Origin of the sequence: Devosia ginsengisoli (assembly GCF_024707105.1) — a bacterium.
Taxonomy (GTDB): domain Bacteria; phylum Pseudomonadota; class Alphaproteobacteria; order Rhizobiales; family Devosiaceae; genus Devosia; species Devosia ginsengisoli_A.
The window spans coordinates 129,054-145,659 of sequence record NZ_JANQAJ010000011.1 but is presented as its reverse complement, the minus strand read 5'-3'; the positions used below and the strand labels follow the sequence as shown (position 1 = coordinate 145,659).

Annotated in this window: 14 protein-coding genes; 9 read left to right on the top strand and 5 right to left on the bottom strand. The window is 63.5% G+C overall.

Features of this window, described 5'->3' with window-relative positions; all coding sequences use genetic code 11:
* The first annotated feature begins 184 nt into the window (after positions 1 to 184).
* Both plsY and dprA read left to right on the top strand, forming a co-directional pair.
* Positions 185 to 793 (top strand): glycerol-3-phosphate 1-O-acyltransferase PlsY, encoded by a 609-nt coding sequence (gene plsY, locus NVV79_RS14720; RefSeq protein WP_303991062.1) that lies wholly within the window; start codon positions 185 to 187, stop codon positions 791 to 793.
* A 2-nt stretch (positions 794 to 795) separates the two neighbouring features.
* Positions 796 to 1,917, top strand: coding sequence for a DNA-processing protein DprA (gene dprA, locus NVV79_RS14715; RefSeq protein ID WP_303991058.1), 1,122 nt, complete (start codon positions 796 to 798; stop codon positions 1,915 to 1,917).
* Positions 1,918 to 2,048: 131 nt separating this feature from the next.
* Here the strand turns inward: dprA and murB are convergent, their stop codons facing one another.
* Positions 2,049 to 3,062 carry a UDP-N-acetylmuramate dehydrogenase gene (murB, locus tag NVV79_RS14710; protein WP_303991054.1) on the bottom strand — a complete coding sequence of 338 codons (1,014 nt, stop codon included), beginning with the start codon at positions 3,060 to 3,062 and terminating at the stop codon, positions 2,049 to 2,051.
* A 60-nt stretch (positions 3,063 to 3,122) separates the two neighbouring features.
* A complete protein-coding gene (locus tag NVV79_RS14705; RefSeq protein WP_303991050.1) occupies positions 3,123 to 4,148 on the bottom strand; it encodes an aldo/keto reductase in 1,026 nt (341 codons plus the stop codon).
* A gap of 286 nt (positions 4,149 to 4,434) precedes the next feature.
* Between NVV79_RS14705 and topA the strand changes: the two genes are divergently transcribed.
* The gene (gene topA / locus NVV79_RS14700) at positions 4,435 to 7,047 is read left to right on the top strand and encodes a type I DNA topoisomerase (RefSeq protein ID WP_303991047.1); all 2,613 of its coding nucleotides are present in this window, start codon (positions 4,435 to 4,437) and stop codon (positions 7,045 to 7,047) included.
* Between the two features lie 672 nt (positions 7,048 to 7,719).
* Here the strand turns inward: topA and NVV79_RS14695 are convergent.
* The gene (locus NVV79_RS14695) at positions 7,720 to 8,757 is read right to left on the bottom strand and encodes a dipeptidase (RefSeq protein ID WP_303991044.1); all 1,038 of its coding nucleotides are present in this window, start codon (positions 8,755 to 8,757) and stop codon (positions 7,720 to 7,722) included.
* A 245-nt stretch (positions 8,758 to 9,002) separates the two neighbouring features.
* On the opposite strand from NVV79_RS14695, the gene rnr reads away from it, so the two are divergent.
* The 3 genes from rnr to rpmG all read left to right on the top strand — a co-directional run bounded on the left by rnr (position 9,003) and on the right by rpmG (position 12,120).
* Positions 9,003 to 11,288, top strand: coding sequence for a ribonuclease R (gene rnr, locus NVV79_RS14690; protein ID WP_303991042.1), 2,286 nt, complete (start codon positions 9,003 to 9,005; stop codon positions 11,286 to 11,288).
* A 5-nt stretch (positions 11,289 to 11,293) separates the two neighbouring features.
* The gene (locus NVV79_RS14685; RefSeq protein ID WP_303991039.1) at positions 11,294 to 11,683 is read left to right on the top strand and encodes a DUF983 domain-containing protein; all 390 of its coding nucleotides are present in this window, start codon (positions 11,294 to 11,296) and stop codon (positions 11,681 to 11,683) included.
* Positions 11,684 to 11,952: 269 nt separating this feature from the next.
* Positions 11,953 to 12,120, top strand: coding sequence for a 50S ribosomal protein L33 (rpmG, locus tag NVV79_RS14680; protein WP_056233989.1), 168 nt, complete (start codon positions 11,953 to 11,955; stop codon positions 12,118 to 12,120).
* 433 nt (positions 12,121 to 12,553) lie between these two features.
* Here rpmG and NVV79_RS14675 read toward each other — a convergent pair whose 3' ends face one another.
* The gene (locus NVV79_RS14675) at positions 12,554 to 13,924 is read right to left on the bottom strand and encodes a PleD family two-component system response regulator (RefSeq protein WP_303991031.1); all 1,371 of its coding nucleotides are present in this window, start codon (positions 13,922 to 13,924) and stop codon (positions 12,554 to 12,556) included.
* A 93-nt stretch (positions 13,925 to 14,017) separates the two neighbouring features.
* Positions 14,018 to 14,389, bottom strand: a complete 372-nt coding sequence (locus tag NVV79_RS14670; RefSeq protein WP_056233995.1) for a response regulator — start codon at positions 14,387 to 14,389, stop codon at positions 14,018 to 14,020.
* 99 nt (positions 14,390 to 14,488) lie between these two features.
* Between NVV79_RS14670 and NVV79_RS14665 the strand changes: the two genes are divergently transcribed.
* From NVV79_RS14665 to NVV79_RS14655, 3 genes are read left to right on the top strand one after another with little or no spacing between them, the layout of a single operon-like run.
* Positions 14,489 to 14,767: a DUF3572 family protein gene (locus NVV79_RS14665; RefSeq protein WP_303991026.1), complete on the top strand. Its 279-nt coding sequence runs from the start codon at positions 14,489 to 14,491 to the stop codon at positions 14,765 to 14,767.
* Positions 14,768 to 14,770: 3 nt separating this feature from the next.
* Positions 14,771 to 16,096, top strand: a complete 1,326-nt coding sequence (locus NVV79_RS14660; RefSeq protein ID WP_303991023.1) for a DNA polymerase IV — start codon at positions 14,771 to 14,773, stop codon at positions 16,094 to 16,096.
* Positions 16,093 to 16,551: a RidA family protein gene (locus NVV79_RS14655; protein ID WP_303991020.1), complete on the top strand. Its 459-nt coding sequence runs from the start codon at positions 16,093 to 16,095 to the stop codon at positions 16,549 to 16,551. Before NVV79_RS14660 ends, NVV79_RS14655 begins: the two co-directional genes overlap by 4 nt.
* Positions 16,552 to 16,606 lie beyond the last annotated feature (55 nt).

Genomic DNA, 16,606 nt, shown 5'->3' with positions numbered 1-16,606 from the left:
CTCCCCCTGCAGAGGGGGAGGAGTCGCGCAGTGGGGGGCAATATGGTGCCTCACCCCCGATCAGTTCCTCCCCCTGTCAGGGGGAGGTTAGGAGGGGGGTACTCCAATCTATCTGCCCCCGCCCCCTTGCCGCAAACCCCGCTCTGCGCATACTTCTCACTCTAAAGACGAGGGGAACCACCATATGCCAGCCGACCTGATGCCGCTCCTTTATGCCATCGTCCTTGGCTATCTCTGCGGCTCCGTCCCCTTCGGCCTGCTGCTTACGCGCGCCGCCGGCCTGGGCGATATCCGCGCCATCGGCTCGGGCAATATCGGGGCCACCAATGTGCTGCGCACCGGCAATCGCTGGGTCGCCGCCGCCACCCTCGTCCTCGACGCCGCCAAGGCCGCCCTGCCGATTCTCGTCGCTCGCTACTATTGGGGCGAAAACGCCGCCATGGTCGCCGCCATCGGCGCTTTCCTCGGCCACTGCTTCCCGGTCTGGCTCAATTTCAAGGGCGGCAAGGGCGTCTCGGTGATGATCGGCTCGCTCCTGGCCCTGTCCTGGCCCGTCGGCCTCATCTTCTGCGCCGTCTGGCTGATTATCGCCTTCGCCCAGAAAATGAGTTCGCTCGCCGCCCTCACCGCCGCCGCCACCGCGCCGATCTTTGCCTTTGTCGTGGTCAATGAATGGCTGGCCGGCGCCGTCGCGGTCATGGCCATCCTGCTGTTCTTCCAGCACCGCGAAAACATCGCCCGGCTGATGGCCGGCACCGAGCCGAAGATCGGCTCGGAGAACAAGGCCTCCTAGGCTTGGCGCCGCGCCCGGCCGCCACGCTCACCGACGCGCAGCGTCTCGATTGGCTGCGCCTCCTGCGCACCGACAATGTCGGCCCCGCCACCTTCCGCCAACTGCTCAACCGCTTCGGCGCCGCCGATGCTGCCCTCGAAGCCCTGCCGGGTCTGCTCAGGCGTACCGGCAAGCCCCTGCGCATCCCCACCAGATCCGAGGCCGAAGACGAAATCGCCGGCCTCTCCCGCTATGGCGCCCGCCTCGTCGCCAGCGGCGAGCCGGATTATCCGCCGCTCCTCGCCTATATTCCCGCTGCGCCGCCGCTCGTCACCATGGCCGGTGGCCAGAACCTCGATTGGCTCCGCACCGTTGCCATCGTTGGCGCCCGCAACGCCTCCGCCGCCGGCATCAAGATGACGCGCCTCCTTGCCGGCGATCTCGGCGAACGCGGCTATACCGTCGTCTCCGGCCTCGCCCGCGGCATCGACACGGCGGCCCACCGCGCCACGCTCACCACAGGCACTATTGCCGTCCTCGCCGGCGGCTTCGACAAGATCTATCCCGACGAGAACATCCCCCTCGCCCACGACATTCTCGACAATGGCGGGGCTCTCCTCACCGAAATGCCGCTGGGTTGGGAACCCCGCGCTCGCGATTTCCCAAGACGTAACCGATTGGTTTCCGGTCTCTCCCTCGGCGTGGTCGTCGTGGAAGCCGCCAAGCGCAGCGGCTCGCTCATCACCGCACGCCTGGCGCTCGAGCAGAACCGCGACGTCTTCGCCGTCCCCGGCTCCCCGCTCGATCCCCGCGCCGAAGGCGGCAATGCGCTGATCCAGCAAGGCGCCAAGCTCATCACCGGCGCGGCAGATATCATCGAAACCCTCGGCAGCGCCGACCCCGCCCGCAACGCCCTTTTCGACCGCGACTGGGAACCGGACCTCCTCCCCGACACGCCCCCACCCAGCGAAGACGACCGCTCCCGCCTGCTCTCATCCCTCAGCGCCACGCCCATCGACGTCGACGAACTGGTCCGCCAGTCCGGTCTCTCCGCCTCCGCCATGCAGATGCTGCTGCTCGAACTCGACCTCGCCGGCCAGGTCGAATGGTCCAGCGGCCAGCTTGTGGCGCTGAAATACAGCTAGACCCCATCATGACCTCGTCCTTCGACAAGCTCAGGATGAGGTCTGCTTTGAAATCTCTATAGACCTCACGGCCTCCCAGTAGACCTCATGGTGAGCCTGTCGAACCACGAGGTCGTGGCACCTGCTGCCAGCTAGCAGAACACCGGCTCTTCATGCAGTTGCACGCCGAACCGCTCCCGCACAGTCCGCTTCACATGTTCGGCCAAAGCCGCCACATCCTCGGCCACGGCCCCACCATAATTCACCAGCACCAGCGCATGCCGTTCCGACATGCCCACCGGGCCTAGCCGAAAGCCCTTGAGCCCGCTTTTCTCGATCAGCCATCCCGCCGACAGTTTCAACCGCCCATCCGCCTGCGGAAAGGCCGGCGCCATCGGAAATTCCGCCAGCACCGGCTCAGCTTCCGCCACCGAAACGATCGGGTTCTGGAAAAACGAACCGGCATTGGGCGTCACCCGCCAGTCCGGCAGCTTCGAGCCGCGCAGAGCCAGCACCCGGTCCATCACCGCCTTGGGCGTGATCTCGCCATCAAGATCGGAAAGCCCAGCAAAACTCAGCCTGGGCACCCATGGCTGCGGCAAGCGCAGCCGCAGCGACAGCACCACGAACCGCCCCGGCTCACGCTTGAACAGGCTGTCGCGATAAGCAAAGGCGCACTCATCCCGCACAAAGACCCGCTCGCGCCCCTCGACGCAGTCATAGGCCACCAGCGTTTCGAACACATCGGCCACTTCCACGCCATAGGCGCCGATATTCTGCACCGGCGCGGCCCCCACCGTGCCGGGAATGCCGGCCAGGTTCTCCACCCCGCCCAGCCCCTGCGCCACGGTCCAGGTCACCAGCTCATGCCAGTTCTCCCCGGCCGCCACCTCGATCAGCGTGCCGCGCGCGTCGGTCTCGACCACGCGCCGGCCGCGGATCGCCATGACAGCGGTAATGCCGTCGAATTCGGGCGCCAGCACCACATTGCTGCCCCCGCCCAATATGCGTAACCTCAGGCCCTGCGCCGCAGCCGCCGCCAGAACATCGGGCACCATGCCGGGCTCGGTAATGGAGGCGCCCAGGCGCGAACGCGCGCCCAGCGCCAGCGTATTATGCGCCGAAAGATCGAAATCGGGAATCAAGGCAAGGCTCGTATGGGTCATGGCGCGCCTAGACACCATTGTTCGGGGCCGTTCGGCAATGCCTAACGTCAGGGATTGGTCCTAGCGTCCGCCCTCGAGCTTGCGATTGCGCTGCCCGATCCCTCCGGTTCCATAGGGATAGTCCGCCATGTCAGGCTTGCTGACCTCGCTCAGCCGCGCGATCTCGGCCTCGCTCAACACCAGCGAACCCGCGCCCAGATTGTCCGCCAGTTGCTCTTGCGTCCGCGCGCCCAGGATCACCGAGGTCACCGCCGGCTGCGCCGCCACCCAGGCCAGCGCCACCTGCGCCATGCTGGCGCCGCGCGCCTTGGCGATATCCTCTACCGCGCCGATCACTGCCCAGGTCACCGACCTGGCATTGCGCTTGTCAAAGGCCTCCATGCCCCGCTTGGGATTTTCGCCCAGCCGCGTTGCGCCCGTTGGCATCTGGTCGCGTTTGTATTTGCCGCTCAACCAGCCGCCACCCAGCGGCGACCACGGCAAGATGCCCACTCCGGCATCCAGCGCCGCCGGCACGATCTCATGCTCGATATCGCGCACCAGCAGATTATATTGCGGCTGCAGCGTCACTGGCGGCTGGTAGCCATTGGCTTTCGCCAGCCCCACTGCCTTGGTCAACTGCCAGCCAAGGAAATTGGAAAAGCCGTAATAGGCAATCTTGCCGTTACGGATCGAGTCATCGAGAAACCGCAGCGTTTCCTCCAGCGGCGTCAGCGCGTCGAAGGCATGCATCTGGTAGAGGTCGATATGCTCGACACCCAGCCGGCGCAGCGATGCATCCAGCGCTTCCCGAAGGTTCTTGCGCGACAGGCCCAGATGGTTCGGCCCATCCCCCATGGGAAACCGCCCCTTGGTGGTGATGACGAGGTCGCGCAGCTTCTTGCTCTTGAGCCACCGCCCCACGATCTCCTCGGACACGCCGGCACTATAGACATTGGCCGTGTCGATGAAATTGCCGCCCGCCGCCACATAATCGTCCATCAGCCGGAACGAGGTTGCCTCATCCGCTTCCGCACCAAAGGTCATGGTGCCCAGGCAGTAATTGGTGACGACGGCGCCGCTATTGCCGAGCCTGCGATAATCCATGTCGAATTCCTCCAGAAGCGCCCCCGGCGCTCCACGGGCGGCAGCGCACACGGCGCGGGCCGGTCAAACGGGAAGCAATGCAACGAGGGCAAGGCGCAGAACGCGCAAGGCCAATCCTGCACATCTTGTATGGCAGATGCAAGGCCGTGATCGCCGCGAAATTGCCCGCAAATTTTCCTCTCTCTAAGAGAGAGCGGATTGCCGCCACGTTTGCCTGCATTGACACCGCATCGCGCCTTCACCATGTTGCGCCACTTCTTATCGAGCGTTGCGGAACGGGTAATCCATGAAGGTCGTCGTCGTTGAAAGTCCGGCTAAAGCCAAGACAATCAACAAATATCTCGGTTCAGGCTATGAAGTCCTGGCCTCCTTTGGCCATGTGCGCGATCTGCCGGCCAAGGATGGTTCGGTCCGTCCGGACGAGGACTTCGCCATGTCCTGGGAGGTCGATACCGCCTCCCGCAAGCGCCTTGCCGACATCGCCTCGGCCCTCAAGGGCGCCGATGGCCTGATCCTCGCAACCGACCCGGATCGCGAAGGCGAAGCCATTTCCTGGCATGTGCTCGATGTCCTCCGTCAGAAGAAGGCCCTGAAGAAGGATACCCCAGTCCAGCGCGTCGTCTTCAACGCCATCACCAAGGATGCGGTGACGGCGGCCATGGCCAGGCCGCGCGAAATCGACATGCCGCTGGTCGATGCCTATCTGGCCCGCCGCGCACTCGATTATCTCGTCGGCTTCACCCTCTCGCCCATCCTGTGGCGCAAGCTGCCCGGCTCGCGCTCGGCCGGCCGCGTGCAGTCCGTCGCCCTGCGCCTCGTCTCCGATCGCGAAGGCGAGATCGAAAAGTTCAAGCCCGACGAATACTGGTCGGTCGAGGCAAAACTCACCCAATCAGGCAAGAGCTTCCTCGCCCGTCTCTTCTCCGTCGATGGCAAGAAGACCGACAAGCTCGACATCAAGACCGGCGAGAATGCCGCCGAGCTGAAAAAGCTCATCGAAGCCGGCCAGTTCAACGTCTCCTCGGTGGAAAAGAAGCCCACCAAGCGCAATCCCTACGCGCCCTTCACCACCTCCAGCCTGCAGCAGGACGCTTCCTCGCGCCTCGGCCTCTCGCCGTCGCGCACCATGCAGATCGCTCAGCGCCTCTACGAAGACGGCCTCATCACCTATATGCGAACCGACGCCGTGCAGATGGCGCCGGAGGGCATTGCCATGGCCCGTTCGGTGATCGGGAAATATTTCGGCGAGGAATATCTCCCCGAAAAGGCCCGCATCTACCAGACCAAGGCCAAGAACGCCCAGGAAGCGCACGAAGCCATCCGCCCGACGGATATGTTCAAGCGCCCGGAAAACCTCAATCTCGACCCCGACCAGGCCAAGCTCTACGGCCTCATCTGGCGCCGCACGCTCGCATCGCAGATGAAGTCCGCCGAGATTGACCGCACCACCGTCGATATCGCGGTCAACGTCCCCGGCCGATCCGTCGAACTGCGCGCCGTCGGCTCCGTCGTCACCTTCCCCGGCTTCCTCAAGCTCTATGGCGTCGAGGTCAAATCCGACGAGCCGGATGACGAGGATGAAGAAAGCCGCGAGCTGCCGCCGCTTGCCGTGGGCGACAAGCCGAGCCTGCAGCAGGTCGATATCGAGCAGCACTTTACCCAGCCGCCGAGCCGCTATACCGAAGCCAGCCTCATCAAGAAGATGGAAGAGCTGGGTATCGGCCGCCCCTCGACCTATGCCGCGACCCTCACCACCCTCAAGGACCGCGACTATGTCCGGCTCGAGGGCAAGGCGCTGCATCCCGAAGATCGCGGCCGCATCGTCACCGCCTTCCTCGAAAGCTTCTTCACCCGCTATGTCGAATACGGCTTCACCGCCGGCCTCGAAGAGCAGCTCGACGAAATCTCGGCCGGCGACCTCGACTACAAGCAGGTCCTGCGCGATTTCTGGAAGGATTTCACCGCCGCCACCGACGAGATCAAGGATCTCCGCGTTTCCGAAGTGCTCGACGCGCTCAATGAAATGCTGGCCAGCCGCATCTTCCCGCCACGCGAAGACGGTTCTGACCCGCGCCGCTGCCCCACCTGCGGCACCGGCCAGCTCTCGCTTAAGCTCGGCAAGTTCGGCGCCTTCATCGGCTGCTCCAACTACCCCGAATGCAAGCACACGATGCAGCTTTCGGACGCCGCCTCGGGCCAGTCCAGCGAAGCCGCATCCGGCGACGGCATTCTGGGCACCGATCCGGCATCGGGCGAACAGGTCTTCCTCAAATCCGGCCGCTTCGGTCCCTATGTCCAGCTCGGCGAAGGCAGCGAGCCCAAGCGTTCATCCCTGCCCAAGGGCTGGGACTCGGCTGCGCTGACCCTCGAAGGCGCCCTCAAGCTGCTCTCGCTGCCGCGCGAAGTCGGCCTCCACCCCGAAACCGGCCTGCCCATTTCCGCCGGTCTCGGCCGCTATGGCCCCTTCGTCCTGCATGACGGCAAATATGCCAACCTGCCCGACGTCGAAGAAGTCTTCACCGTCGGCCTCAACCGCGCCGTCGATCTCATCGCGCAAAAGGCCGCCGGCGGTTTCCAACGGGCCGGTGCCTCGGCGATCAAAACCTTCGAGCATGACGACGGCCCGATCAAGATCGCCATCGGCCGCTTCGGACCCTATGCCAATCAGGGCAAGGTCTATGCCAATATTCCCAAGGATACCAAGCCCGAGAATGTAACGCTGGAGCAGGCGATTGCATTGATTGCCGCCAAGATCGAAGCTGGGGGCGGTAAAAAGAAGGCGGCGGCGAAAAAGGCCCCAGCCAAGAAGGCAGCAGCGAAGAAGCCCGCCGCAAAAAAGGCCCCGGCCAAAAAAGCCGCCCCGAAAAAGACCGTCAAAGCCGAAGACGTACCCTTCTAACCTAACCGGTCGATACCCTCGGCTCCTGCCCACCCTCCCCCTTGAGGGGAGGGTAGCGGAGCTGGGCCGACAGGCCTTAGCGAAGCTAGGGAGGGGGTGTCGAAACCTCCACAAACACGACGCGCCCTACAGGCAAAGGCCGACGCTCACAGGCCCCCCGAACGAAAAAAGCCCCGGCCAATGGCCGGGGCAGTCGGGTCAGGAAAGATGGGGCGAGCGCCTGGCTTTCAGCGCTCAAGCCCCGGCGGAGCCGTCGTTTCCGGCAGACCCCGCGACCGGCATCATGGCCATATCGCCGGACAAAGCGATGGGCCTTTGGTCGCACCCTCCGGGCGGTAGCGCTCCACGGGATTTCCATTCGCCTTCAATGCTGGCGAACAGATGCTCGGGCGTGCGGCGCGGCGCGGTATAGCTTGCCATGCACCATGGGCAACGAACGGCGGCGCGCGGCCGGGGTCCAGCACATGACAGACAGAGCCGAAGGGCGGGCATGATAACCTCCTGGCTTCGCACCCGGGGGCGGAAGCTGCAATTCAATGATGACGGGACGAGCAGATTTCCGCTCACCCCCAACATGGTCATTAAATTATATTTTTCAATGGCTTGTTTGTCGCAGCCAATGCGAAAGGCTAATCCTTTGGCCGGGCTTGACGCCAGGCGGCGATAATATGCCTAGCCGATCGTCCGCTCGATCATGCTCATCCAGTTCCCCAGCGCGATCTTGCGCACCAGTTCTTCCCCATAGCCCTTGTCCAGCAGCGCTTGCAGCAACTTGGGTACGCCCGTCACGTCGCCGATAACGGCCGGCATCATCGCCCCGTCGAAATCCGATCCCAGCGCCACCCCATCCTCGCCCAGCGCTTCCACCAGCGCATCGACATGGCGCACCATCACCTCGATCTCGGTATCAGCCACGAATTTCCCGTCCGGCCGCAGGAAGCCCGTCGCAAAATTCAGCCCCACAATCCCCTTGCTTTCGGCAATCGCCGCCAGTTGCCAGTCGGTGAGGTTGCGCGCATGCGGGGAAATGGCATGCACATTGGAATGCGTCGCCACCAGCGGATGATTGCTGATGGCGGCCACGTCGCGGAACCCCGCCGCATTGAGATGGCTCAGATCGATCATCACCCCCATGCCATTGCACACGCGCACCAGTTCCTTGCCCGCATCGCTCAGCCCCGGCCCGATATCGGGGTCGGCATTATGGCGGAACGGCACGCCGGTCCCGAAGGCATTGGCCCGGCTCCAGGTGAGGCCGATGGACCGCAATCCGGCGGCATAGAGCAGCTCCAGCGACCGGAACTCGGTATCGATGGCCTCGGCCCCCTCGATATGGAAAATCGCCGCCAAAGTGTCCCGCGCTATCGCCGCACGCAGTTCGCCTGCATTGCGGCACACCGCCAGCGCGTCTGCCCGCTCCAGCCGCAACAGCACCGACGTCATGCCGCTGGTCGACGCCATCGCATCGCTCCAGGCCAGTTCCGGCGGCAGGTTCGGCTCCAGTCCCGGATTGCTCGCCGCAACCTGCCCCGTCTTCAGCGGCGGCGGAAACATCGCGAAAAACCCGCCCGCCATCCCGGCCGCTTTGGCCCGCGGCAGATCGATATGCCCCGTCTTGCTGCCCTCTATAAAAGCCCGTTCCTTGTCCGCCCCCTCTGCCTCCAGCAGGCGCAGCAGCGTGTCATTGTGGCCGTCGAAGAAGGGAATCATATGCGGGCAATCCATGGAATCGTGTGCCGGTCATCTACCCTAGCATCTAACCACGATGTCATTCCGGCGAAGGCCGGAATCCATCCTGAGATGGCGCCGCGCACAGCAACGGTTGAAAGACCTCGGGATGGATCCCGGCCTTCGCCGGGATGACACTGTGGGTGGTGGTGCTTCAGGCGTCCATCCCCATTTGCCGAACCGCCCGCCATCCCCTACATATCGCTCACCTCCAACGAAAATCCCTTATGGCCAAGCCACCCATCAAAAAACCCCGCAACACGTCCGGCCCCCGCCGCGCCACCTCCCCGCGCGCGACCGAACTGCCGACCCGCGAACAATTGCTCGAAGCCCTCGCCCAGCAATCCGACATCAAGGGCAAGCGCGATCTCGCCAAGGTCTTCGGCATTCGCGGCGATATGCGCCGCCCCTTCAAGGCCATGCTGGCCGAGCTGGAGGGCGAAGGCGTCATCACGCGCTCCCGCAAGGCTTTGCGCCGCACCGCCGCCCTGCCCCATGTCGCCGTGCTCGATATCCCCGCCGATGCCGATCCCGACGATCTGCACGCCTATCCGGCCCAGTGGAACGATGAGGAAGGCGACAAGCCCCGCGTGACCGTGCTTGGCGGCCGCGATGCCCGCGTCGTCCCTGCCCCCGGCGACCGCATTCTCGCCCGCATCGATGCCGGCGAAGGCGAAGTCCCCTTCTACACCGCCAAGGCGATGAAAATCCTCGACAAGCCGCGCCGCGGCCAGATCGGCATTGTCAGAATGGACGATGATGGCGCCCGCCTCATCCCGGTCGACCGCAAGCAGAAGGAAATGCGCATCCCCCTCGGGGACCTGCTCGACGCGAAAGACGGCGATCTCGTCGAGGTCGAAGTCAAGCTCTCCGGCCGCCTGATGATCCCGCGCGCCAAGGTCACCTCGGTCATCGGCAATCCCATGTCGGAAGGCGCTGTCAGCCTCATCGCCATCCACAATCTGGAAATCCCCTACAATTTCCCCGCCGCCGTCATCCGCGAGGCCGAGGAAGCGAAGGAAGCCACGCTCAAGGGCCGCGAGGACTGGCGCGACCTGCCCCTGGTCACCATCGACCCGCCCGACGCCAAGGACCATGACGACGCCGTCCATGCTGCGCCCGACGACGATCCGGCCAATCCCGGCGGCCACGTGGTCACCGTCGCCATTGCCGATGTCGCCGCCTATGTCCGCCCGGGCACGGCGCTGGATCGCGAAGCCTATCTGCGCGGCAATTCGGTCTATTTCCCCGACCGGGTCGTCCCCATGCTACCCGAGCGCATTTCCAACGAACTCTGCTCGCTCAAGCAAAACGAGCCCCGCGCCGCTTTGGCCGTGCGCATGGTCATGGGCGCAGATGGCAAAAAGCGCAGCCACAGCTTCCATCGCATCCTCATGCGCTCGGCCGCCAAGTTGAGCTACCAACAGGCCCAAGCCGCCATCGACGGCAAGGCCGACGACCAGACCGCCCCCTTGCTCGACCCTATCCTGCGCCCGCTCTACGCCGCCTATGACGCCATGGCTGCCGCCCGTGACAAGCGCGGCCCGCTCGATCTCGACCTGCCAGAGCGCAAGATCGTTCTCGATGATGCTGGGCTGGTGAAAGACATCCGCATCCCCGAACGCCTCGACGCCCATCGCCTCATCGAGGAAATGATGATCGCCGCCAATGTCGCGGCCGCCGAAACGCTGGAGCAGAAGAAGTCCGCTTTGCTCTATCGCGTCCATGACGAGCCGAGCAGCGAAAAACTCCAGGCCCTGCGCGACTTCCTCGGCTCGCTCGATATCTCGGTCAAGAAATCCGACTCTGTCCGCGCCAGCGACTTCAACGGCATCCTCAGCCAGGCCCGCAAGGCCGGCAATGTCGAGCAGGTCAGCGAAATGGTGCTGCGCAGCCAGGCGCAGGCCGAATATGCCGCCGAGAATTACGGCCATTTCGGCCTCAACCTCGACCGCTATGCCCATTTCACCTCGCCCATCCGCCGCTATGCCGATCTCATCGTCCACCGCGCGCTGATCTCGGCCCTTGGCCTGGGCGATGATGGCCTCAGCGAAAACGAAGCCCTGCGGCTATCCGGCATCGCCCAGCACATTTCGGCCACCGAGCGCCGCGCCATGCTGGCCGAACGCGAAACCGCCGATCGCCTGCTCGCGCAATTCCTCGCCGCCCAGATCGGCGCCCGCTTCGAGGGCCGCATTTCCGGCGTCACCCGCTCCGGCCTTTTCGTCCGCCTGCTCGAAACCGGCGCCGATGGCTTCATTCCCGCCTCCACCCTGGGCGAGGACTATTATCGCTACGTCGAAGACCAGCAGGCCATGATCGGCGACCGCTCGGGCGAGAAATTCGCCCTGGGCGATCGCGTCACCGTCCGCCTGCTCGAAGCCGCTCCGGTGGCCGGCGCCTTGCGCTTCGAGCTCCTGTCCGAAGGCACGCGCGGCAATCCGTCATCTGGTCGGCGCGGCCAGAAGCGCCCATCTAGGTCTTACGGCCCGCGGGGCCGGAAGAAGAGGTAACGGGAATGGGTTCGAAGAGTCTGCCAGAGCGCAGTGTCGGTCAGGCCATGTGGCGGGGCACACTGTGCAAGTGTCCCCATTGCGGCAAGGGCCGCTTGTTCCGCGCCTATCTCAAGGTGGCCGACCAGTGCGAGGTCTGCGGCGAGCAGCTCAACCTGCACCGCGCCGACGACTTCCCGCCCTATATCGCCATCATGATCGTCGGCCACCTGCTGGTCGGCATCATGCTGCATATGGACATGGTCTATCACGTCAATCCGCTGACCTATCTCTACACCATGGTCCCGCTCGGCATCGTCCTGCCCATACTTATGCTCCCCTCCATCAAGGGTGCTATCGTGGGCCTGCAATGGGCCAACCACATGTACGGCTTCGGCACCGGCCAGATCGACTGATCGGATGAACATGTTGAGGGAGGGTGTGACGCACATGACCACCCACCGCGCGTCACCCTCGGGCTTGACCCGAGGGCTCTGTACTTAACAGTCGCTCCGCAAGTGTAGTGCCCTCGGGTCAAGCCCGAGGGCGACGATCCAGGAAATGGACTCCGATCACGCGCCCACTCAACTCCGGCGCTTGACAATCCGGTGCAAATCCGTAGGTTGCGCCCAAATTCAAAGCGCCGCCATTTCGCGGCGCCTTATTGTTTGTCGAGGACACCCCAATGGCCAAAGCCGCTTCCGTCAAGATCAAGCTCGTGTCGACGGCTGATACTGGCTACTACTACGTTACCAAGAAGAATGCCCGCACCCAGACCGAGAAGCTCTCGTACAACAAGTACGATCCGGTTGTGCGCAAGCACGTGGAATTCAAGGAAGCCAAGATCAAGTAATCTGGTCTCAGCACCTGCTGAAAAGCGCGAAAGCCCCGCATTGAAAATGCGGGGCTTTTTGCTGCCCGTTTCACGCGAGCCCAATCTCGATGCTAACAGTGCGTTAACGAATTCGCACCATGTGTGAATGGCGTCAGATCATCAATGCGATGCGGAAGAAGAAGAGTGGCTGGTCCGGAGCGGCATGTCGAAGAGGCCACTCTGTCCGCATCCGGACCAACCGCCCTACGGGACTCAGGAGTTGCGGCGGACCTGAGAGAAGCCGTAGGGAACCCTCAGCGACTGTCCCAAAATGGGTCAATTCGCTGTGTTGAGGGCAACCTACTCATTGCCGGACAAAACTCAAGGAATACCCGCCAAACCCGGCCGGTAAAGCTCTGTTAATTATAACAGATAACCCTAACGCCCCAATTTAAGGGCCGATTGAGTCCGATCACGCAGCGTCGAACACCACGCGGTTCCGCCCCTCGCGCTTGGCGCGGTACAGGGCCACATCGGCTCGCTTGATCAGCGACTCCGGCGTATCGGCATCGCTCTCGTTGAGCGTCACCCCTGCCGATACCGTCACCGATAGCGGCCGCCCGGCATTGACCTCGAAACTCCGCTCGGCAATCGACTGCCGCACCCGCTCGGCCACCAGTTCGGCCTGGCTATAGTCGGTGTCGGGCATCAGCACGACGAATTCCTCGCCGCCAAATCTGCAAGCAAGATCAACGCCCCTGATGTTTCGCTTCAACCGCGTCGCGAACTCCTTGAGCACCGCGTCACCGATATCGTGGCCATAGGTATCGTTGACCGCCTTGAAGTGGTCGATATCCAGGATCATCAGCGCCATGTCGCGGTCCTGGCTCTGCGCCTTGCCCAGCATCACGCCCAGATGCCGGTCGAAATAGCGCCGGTTATAGAGCCCGGTCATGTCGTCGGTCACCGCCAGGGCCATGGTATTATTGACGCTTTGCCGCAGCTCCAGCGCATAGCGATGCCGGCGGATTTGCGTGCGCACCCGTGCCGCCAGCTCATTGCGCTCCACTGGCCGCGAGATGAAGTCGTTGACCCCCAGGTCCAGCGCCCGCACCACCTTCGGCTTGTCGGCATCTTCCGCCAACAGGATGATCGGCAGGTTGCGCGTATGCTCCAGCGTACGGATCTGCGAACACACCCGCAGCGGGTCGAAATCATCGAGGGCCATCGCCACCAGCGCCAATTCGTATTGCGCGCCAGTGACTTGGAACACCGCATCGGCCGGTTGAATCAAGATATCCACGTCATGCTCAGGCGTGAGATAACCTTTGATACGCTCGGCATGTCGCTGATCGGTGTCGACAATGAGAATGGAGCCGCCCGTCGTATTGATCTTATCCATCGCGCGCATCGCGTCTTCGATGGCGATCTGCTGCCCCGTCATGGCGCGGGCGCGCAATTCGTCGGTGAGCGACTTCAGCCGCACCAGGCTCTTGACGCGCGCCATGAGCTGCATGTCGTCGACCGGCTTGGTCAGGAAGTCGTCGGCGCCCACTTCCAGGCCCTTGACCCGGTCGGAAGGCTGGTCGAGCGCCGTGATCATCAGGACGGGAACATGCTGGGTCTTGGGGTTCGCCTTGAGCAGCCGGCAGACCTCGAAGCCATCCATATCGGGCATCATGACATCGAGCAGGACGATGTCGATGTCAGAATTATTAGCGATATCAATGGCTTCCGGGCCAGACGCGGCAGTGACGACCTCGTAATACTCGGCTGCCAGCCGGGCTTCGAGCAGGCGGACATTGGTGGGAATATCGTCGACGATCAGAACGCGTGCTGTCACTGGTATGGCCCCGAAAACCTGCGCCGGCCGCAGGAATCTCCCAGCGGCATCGAGCGGGCCGATCAGGCAGGCAGACAGGCTGGCTCTGCGTGATCAGGCCGGACCAATGTAGCGGGCAATAGTTTCCAGAAAGTGAGGCACGGAGATCGGTTTGCTGATGTAACCCTCGCACCCGCCTTGTAAAATCCGCTCTTCGTCACCCTTCATGGCAAAGGCCGTGACGGCGATGACGGGGATATGGGCCAGGTCATCATCATCCTTGAGCCACTTGGTCACCACGAGCCCCGAAACCTCGGGCAACTGGATATCCATGAGGATCAGGTCGGGATGATGGGCGCGCGCAAGATCGAGCGCCTCCATCCCGTTGCGGGTCTGGATGACGGCATAGCCGCGCGATTCCAGCAGATCGTTGAAGAGCTTCATGTTGAGCTCATTGTCTTCAACGATCATTACAGTCTTTGGCATCGGTCCTTCCTCGCGCCGCTAAGGCGCTGGCGGCGCTTCGCTTTGCCGCCTTGTTGCGCTACCATGCAATCTCTTACAAAACACCCAATGAGGCCGGCAGTGCCGCGTTCCGAGACAGTCGAAACCTCCGTCGCCGCCCTCGCCGATTCCTGTCTCGGCTACCTGGCGGAAAACCCCGAGGAACTGCTGGCTTTCATGCAATTTGCCGGGCTCGACCCCGATTCACTGCGCCGTTCCGTCGGCTCGTCCGCCCTTCAGCGTGGCCTCGTCGACTATTTTGCCTCAAACGAACCGATTCTGCTCGCCCTCTGCGCAAATTCCGGCATGTCGCCCGAACAGTTCATGCGGGTCTGGCATCGGCTCAACCCTTCCGGGTGATGCGTGACCCTCGATTGGCTCTGCCGCGACTGCCTGGCCCATGGCTCGGGCGCCACCGTGCCCGCCCGCTGTCCGGGCTGCGGCTCGCCGCGCCTGCGCAGCCATGAGGAACTGTTCAAGCTCTCCACCGCCCATGTCGATTGCGACGCCTTCTATGCCTCGGTCGAAAAGCGCGATGACCCCAGCCTGCGCGACAAGCCGCTGATCATCGGCGGCGGCACGCGGGGCGTCGTCTCCACCTGCTGCTACATCGCCCGCCAATCCGGCGTTCGCTCGGCCATGCCCATGTTCCAGGCCCGCAAGCTCTGCCCGGACGCTGTCATCATCAAGCCCAACATGGCCAAATATGTCGGCGTTAGCCGCCAGATTCGCCAGTATATGGACGCCCTCACCCCGCTGGTCGAACCACTCTCCATCGACGAAGCCTTTCTCGATCTCTCTGGCACAGAGGCCCTCCACAAGGCCCCGCCCGCCCTCGTCCTGGCCCGCTTCGCCCGCGCCATCGAAACCGAGATCGGCGTTACCATCTCGGTCGGCCTCAGCCACAACAAGTTCCTCGCCAAGGTGGCCTCGGACCTCGACAAGCCCCGCGGCTTCGCCGTCATCGGCAAGGCGGAAACCTTGTCCTTCCTGGCACCCAAGCCCATCAGCCTCATCTATGGCGTCGGCAAGGTCTTCGCCGAAACCCTGCGCAAGGACGGCCTCACGACCATCGGCCAGTTGCAGGACGAGCCCCCGGAAAACCTGATGCGCCGTTATGGGGAAACCGGCGCCCGTCTCGCCCGCCTTTCTCGTGGTGAGGACAGCCGCCGCATCTCCGCCGATGGCGAGATGAAAACCATTTCGTCGGAAACCACATTCAACAGCGATATCAGCGATCTGGAAGCGCTTTCTACCGAACTGCTCAATGTCACGGAACGCCTGTCCGAACGCCTCAAGGCCAAGGGCGTGGTGGGCGACACGGTGACGCTGAAGCTCAAATCGGCAGGTTTCCGCTTGCGCACGCGCGCCCGGCATTTGATGATCCCCACGCAATTGACCAATGTGATCTACGAAACCGGCCGCTCCCTGCTGGAACGCGAAGTCGATGGCACCGCTTTCCGGCTGATTGGAATCGGCGTTTCGGGTATCGATACCGCCGACGGCAGCGATCCGGCCGATTTGCTGGAGCCCGCCATTGCCCGCAAGGCGGCCGCCGAACGGGCCATGGACCGCGTTCGCACCCGCTTCGGCCGCGAGGCCGTGGTGCGCGGCAAGCTCTACCGACAAAAGCCGGCGCCTCTGCCGGCAGAACCAGACGACGACCAGAACGAAGGCAAGACACGATGACCAGTCCGATCGAAAAGCTCCGCGAATACGGCTACGAACTGCCCGCCCCCAAGGCCCCGGTCGCCAGCTACGTTCCGGTGACCCGGACCGGCAATATTCTCTATGTCTCGGGCCAGATTTCCTCCAATGACCAGGGCGTGGTCACCGGCCTGCTCGGCGACACGATGAATGTGGTGCAGGGCGGCAACGCCGCCGAACTGTCCGCTCTCAACGTGCTGTCGCAGATCGTCCATTCCGCCGGCATTCCGCTGGAAGAGGTCAAGCGCATCCTCAAGATCACCGTCCTGGTCGCCTCGACCCCCGATTTCACCGAGCAGCATCTGGTGGCCAACGGTGCCTCCAACCTGCTGGTGGGCGTGCTGGGCGACAAGGGCAAGCATGCCCGCGCTGCCTTCGGTGTCGCTGCCCTGCCCCTGGGCGCGGCGGTGGAGATCGAAGCGGTCGTCGAAGTCTGACCACTACACCAGCGTCACATTCCGGTGCCATTGAAGCACCTCAACCCATGAGGAT

Excerpts from the sequence above, each read along its gene's own strand:
- rpmG (WP_056233989.1), top strand. The coding sequence starts at position 11,953 with ATGGCCAAAGCCGCTTCCGTCAAGATCAAGCTCGTGTCGACGGCTGAT.
- plsY (WP_303991062.1), top strand. The coding sequence starts at position 185 with ATGCCAGCCGACCTGATGCCGCTCCTTTATGCCATCGTCCTTGGCTAT.
- NVV79_RS14655 (WP_303991020.1), top strand. The coding sequence starts at position 16,093 with ATGACCAGTCCGATCGAAAAGCTCCGCGAATACGGCTACGAACTGCCC.
- topA (WP_303991047.1), top strand. The coding sequence starts at position 4,435 with ATGAAGGTCGTCGTCGTTGAAAGTCCGGCTAAAGCCAAGACAATCAAC.
- rnr (WP_303991042.1), top strand. The coding sequence starts at position 9,003 with ATGGCCAAGCCACCCATCAAAAAACCCCGCAACACGTCCGGCCCCCGC.
- NVV79_RS14705 (WP_303991050.1), bottom strand. The coding sequence starts at position 4,148 with ATGGATTATCGCAGGCTCGGCAATAGCGGCGCCGTCGTCACCAATTAC.
- murB (WP_303991054.1), bottom strand. The coding sequence starts at position 3,062 with ATGACCCATACGAGCCTTGCCTTGATTCCCGATTTCGATCTTTCGGCG.
- NVV79_RS14695 (WP_303991044.1), bottom strand. The coding sequence starts at position 8,757 with ATGATTCCCTTCTTCGACGGCCACAATGACACGCTGCTGCGCCTGCTG.
- NVV79_RS14670 (WP_056233995.1), bottom strand. The coding sequence starts at position 14,389 with ATGCCAAAGACTGTAATGATCGTTGAAGACAATGAGCTCAACATGAAG.
- NVV79_RS14685 (WP_303991039.1), top strand. The coding sequence starts at position 11,294 with ATGGGTTCGAAGAGTCTGCCAGAGCGCAGTGTCGGTCAGGCCATGTGG.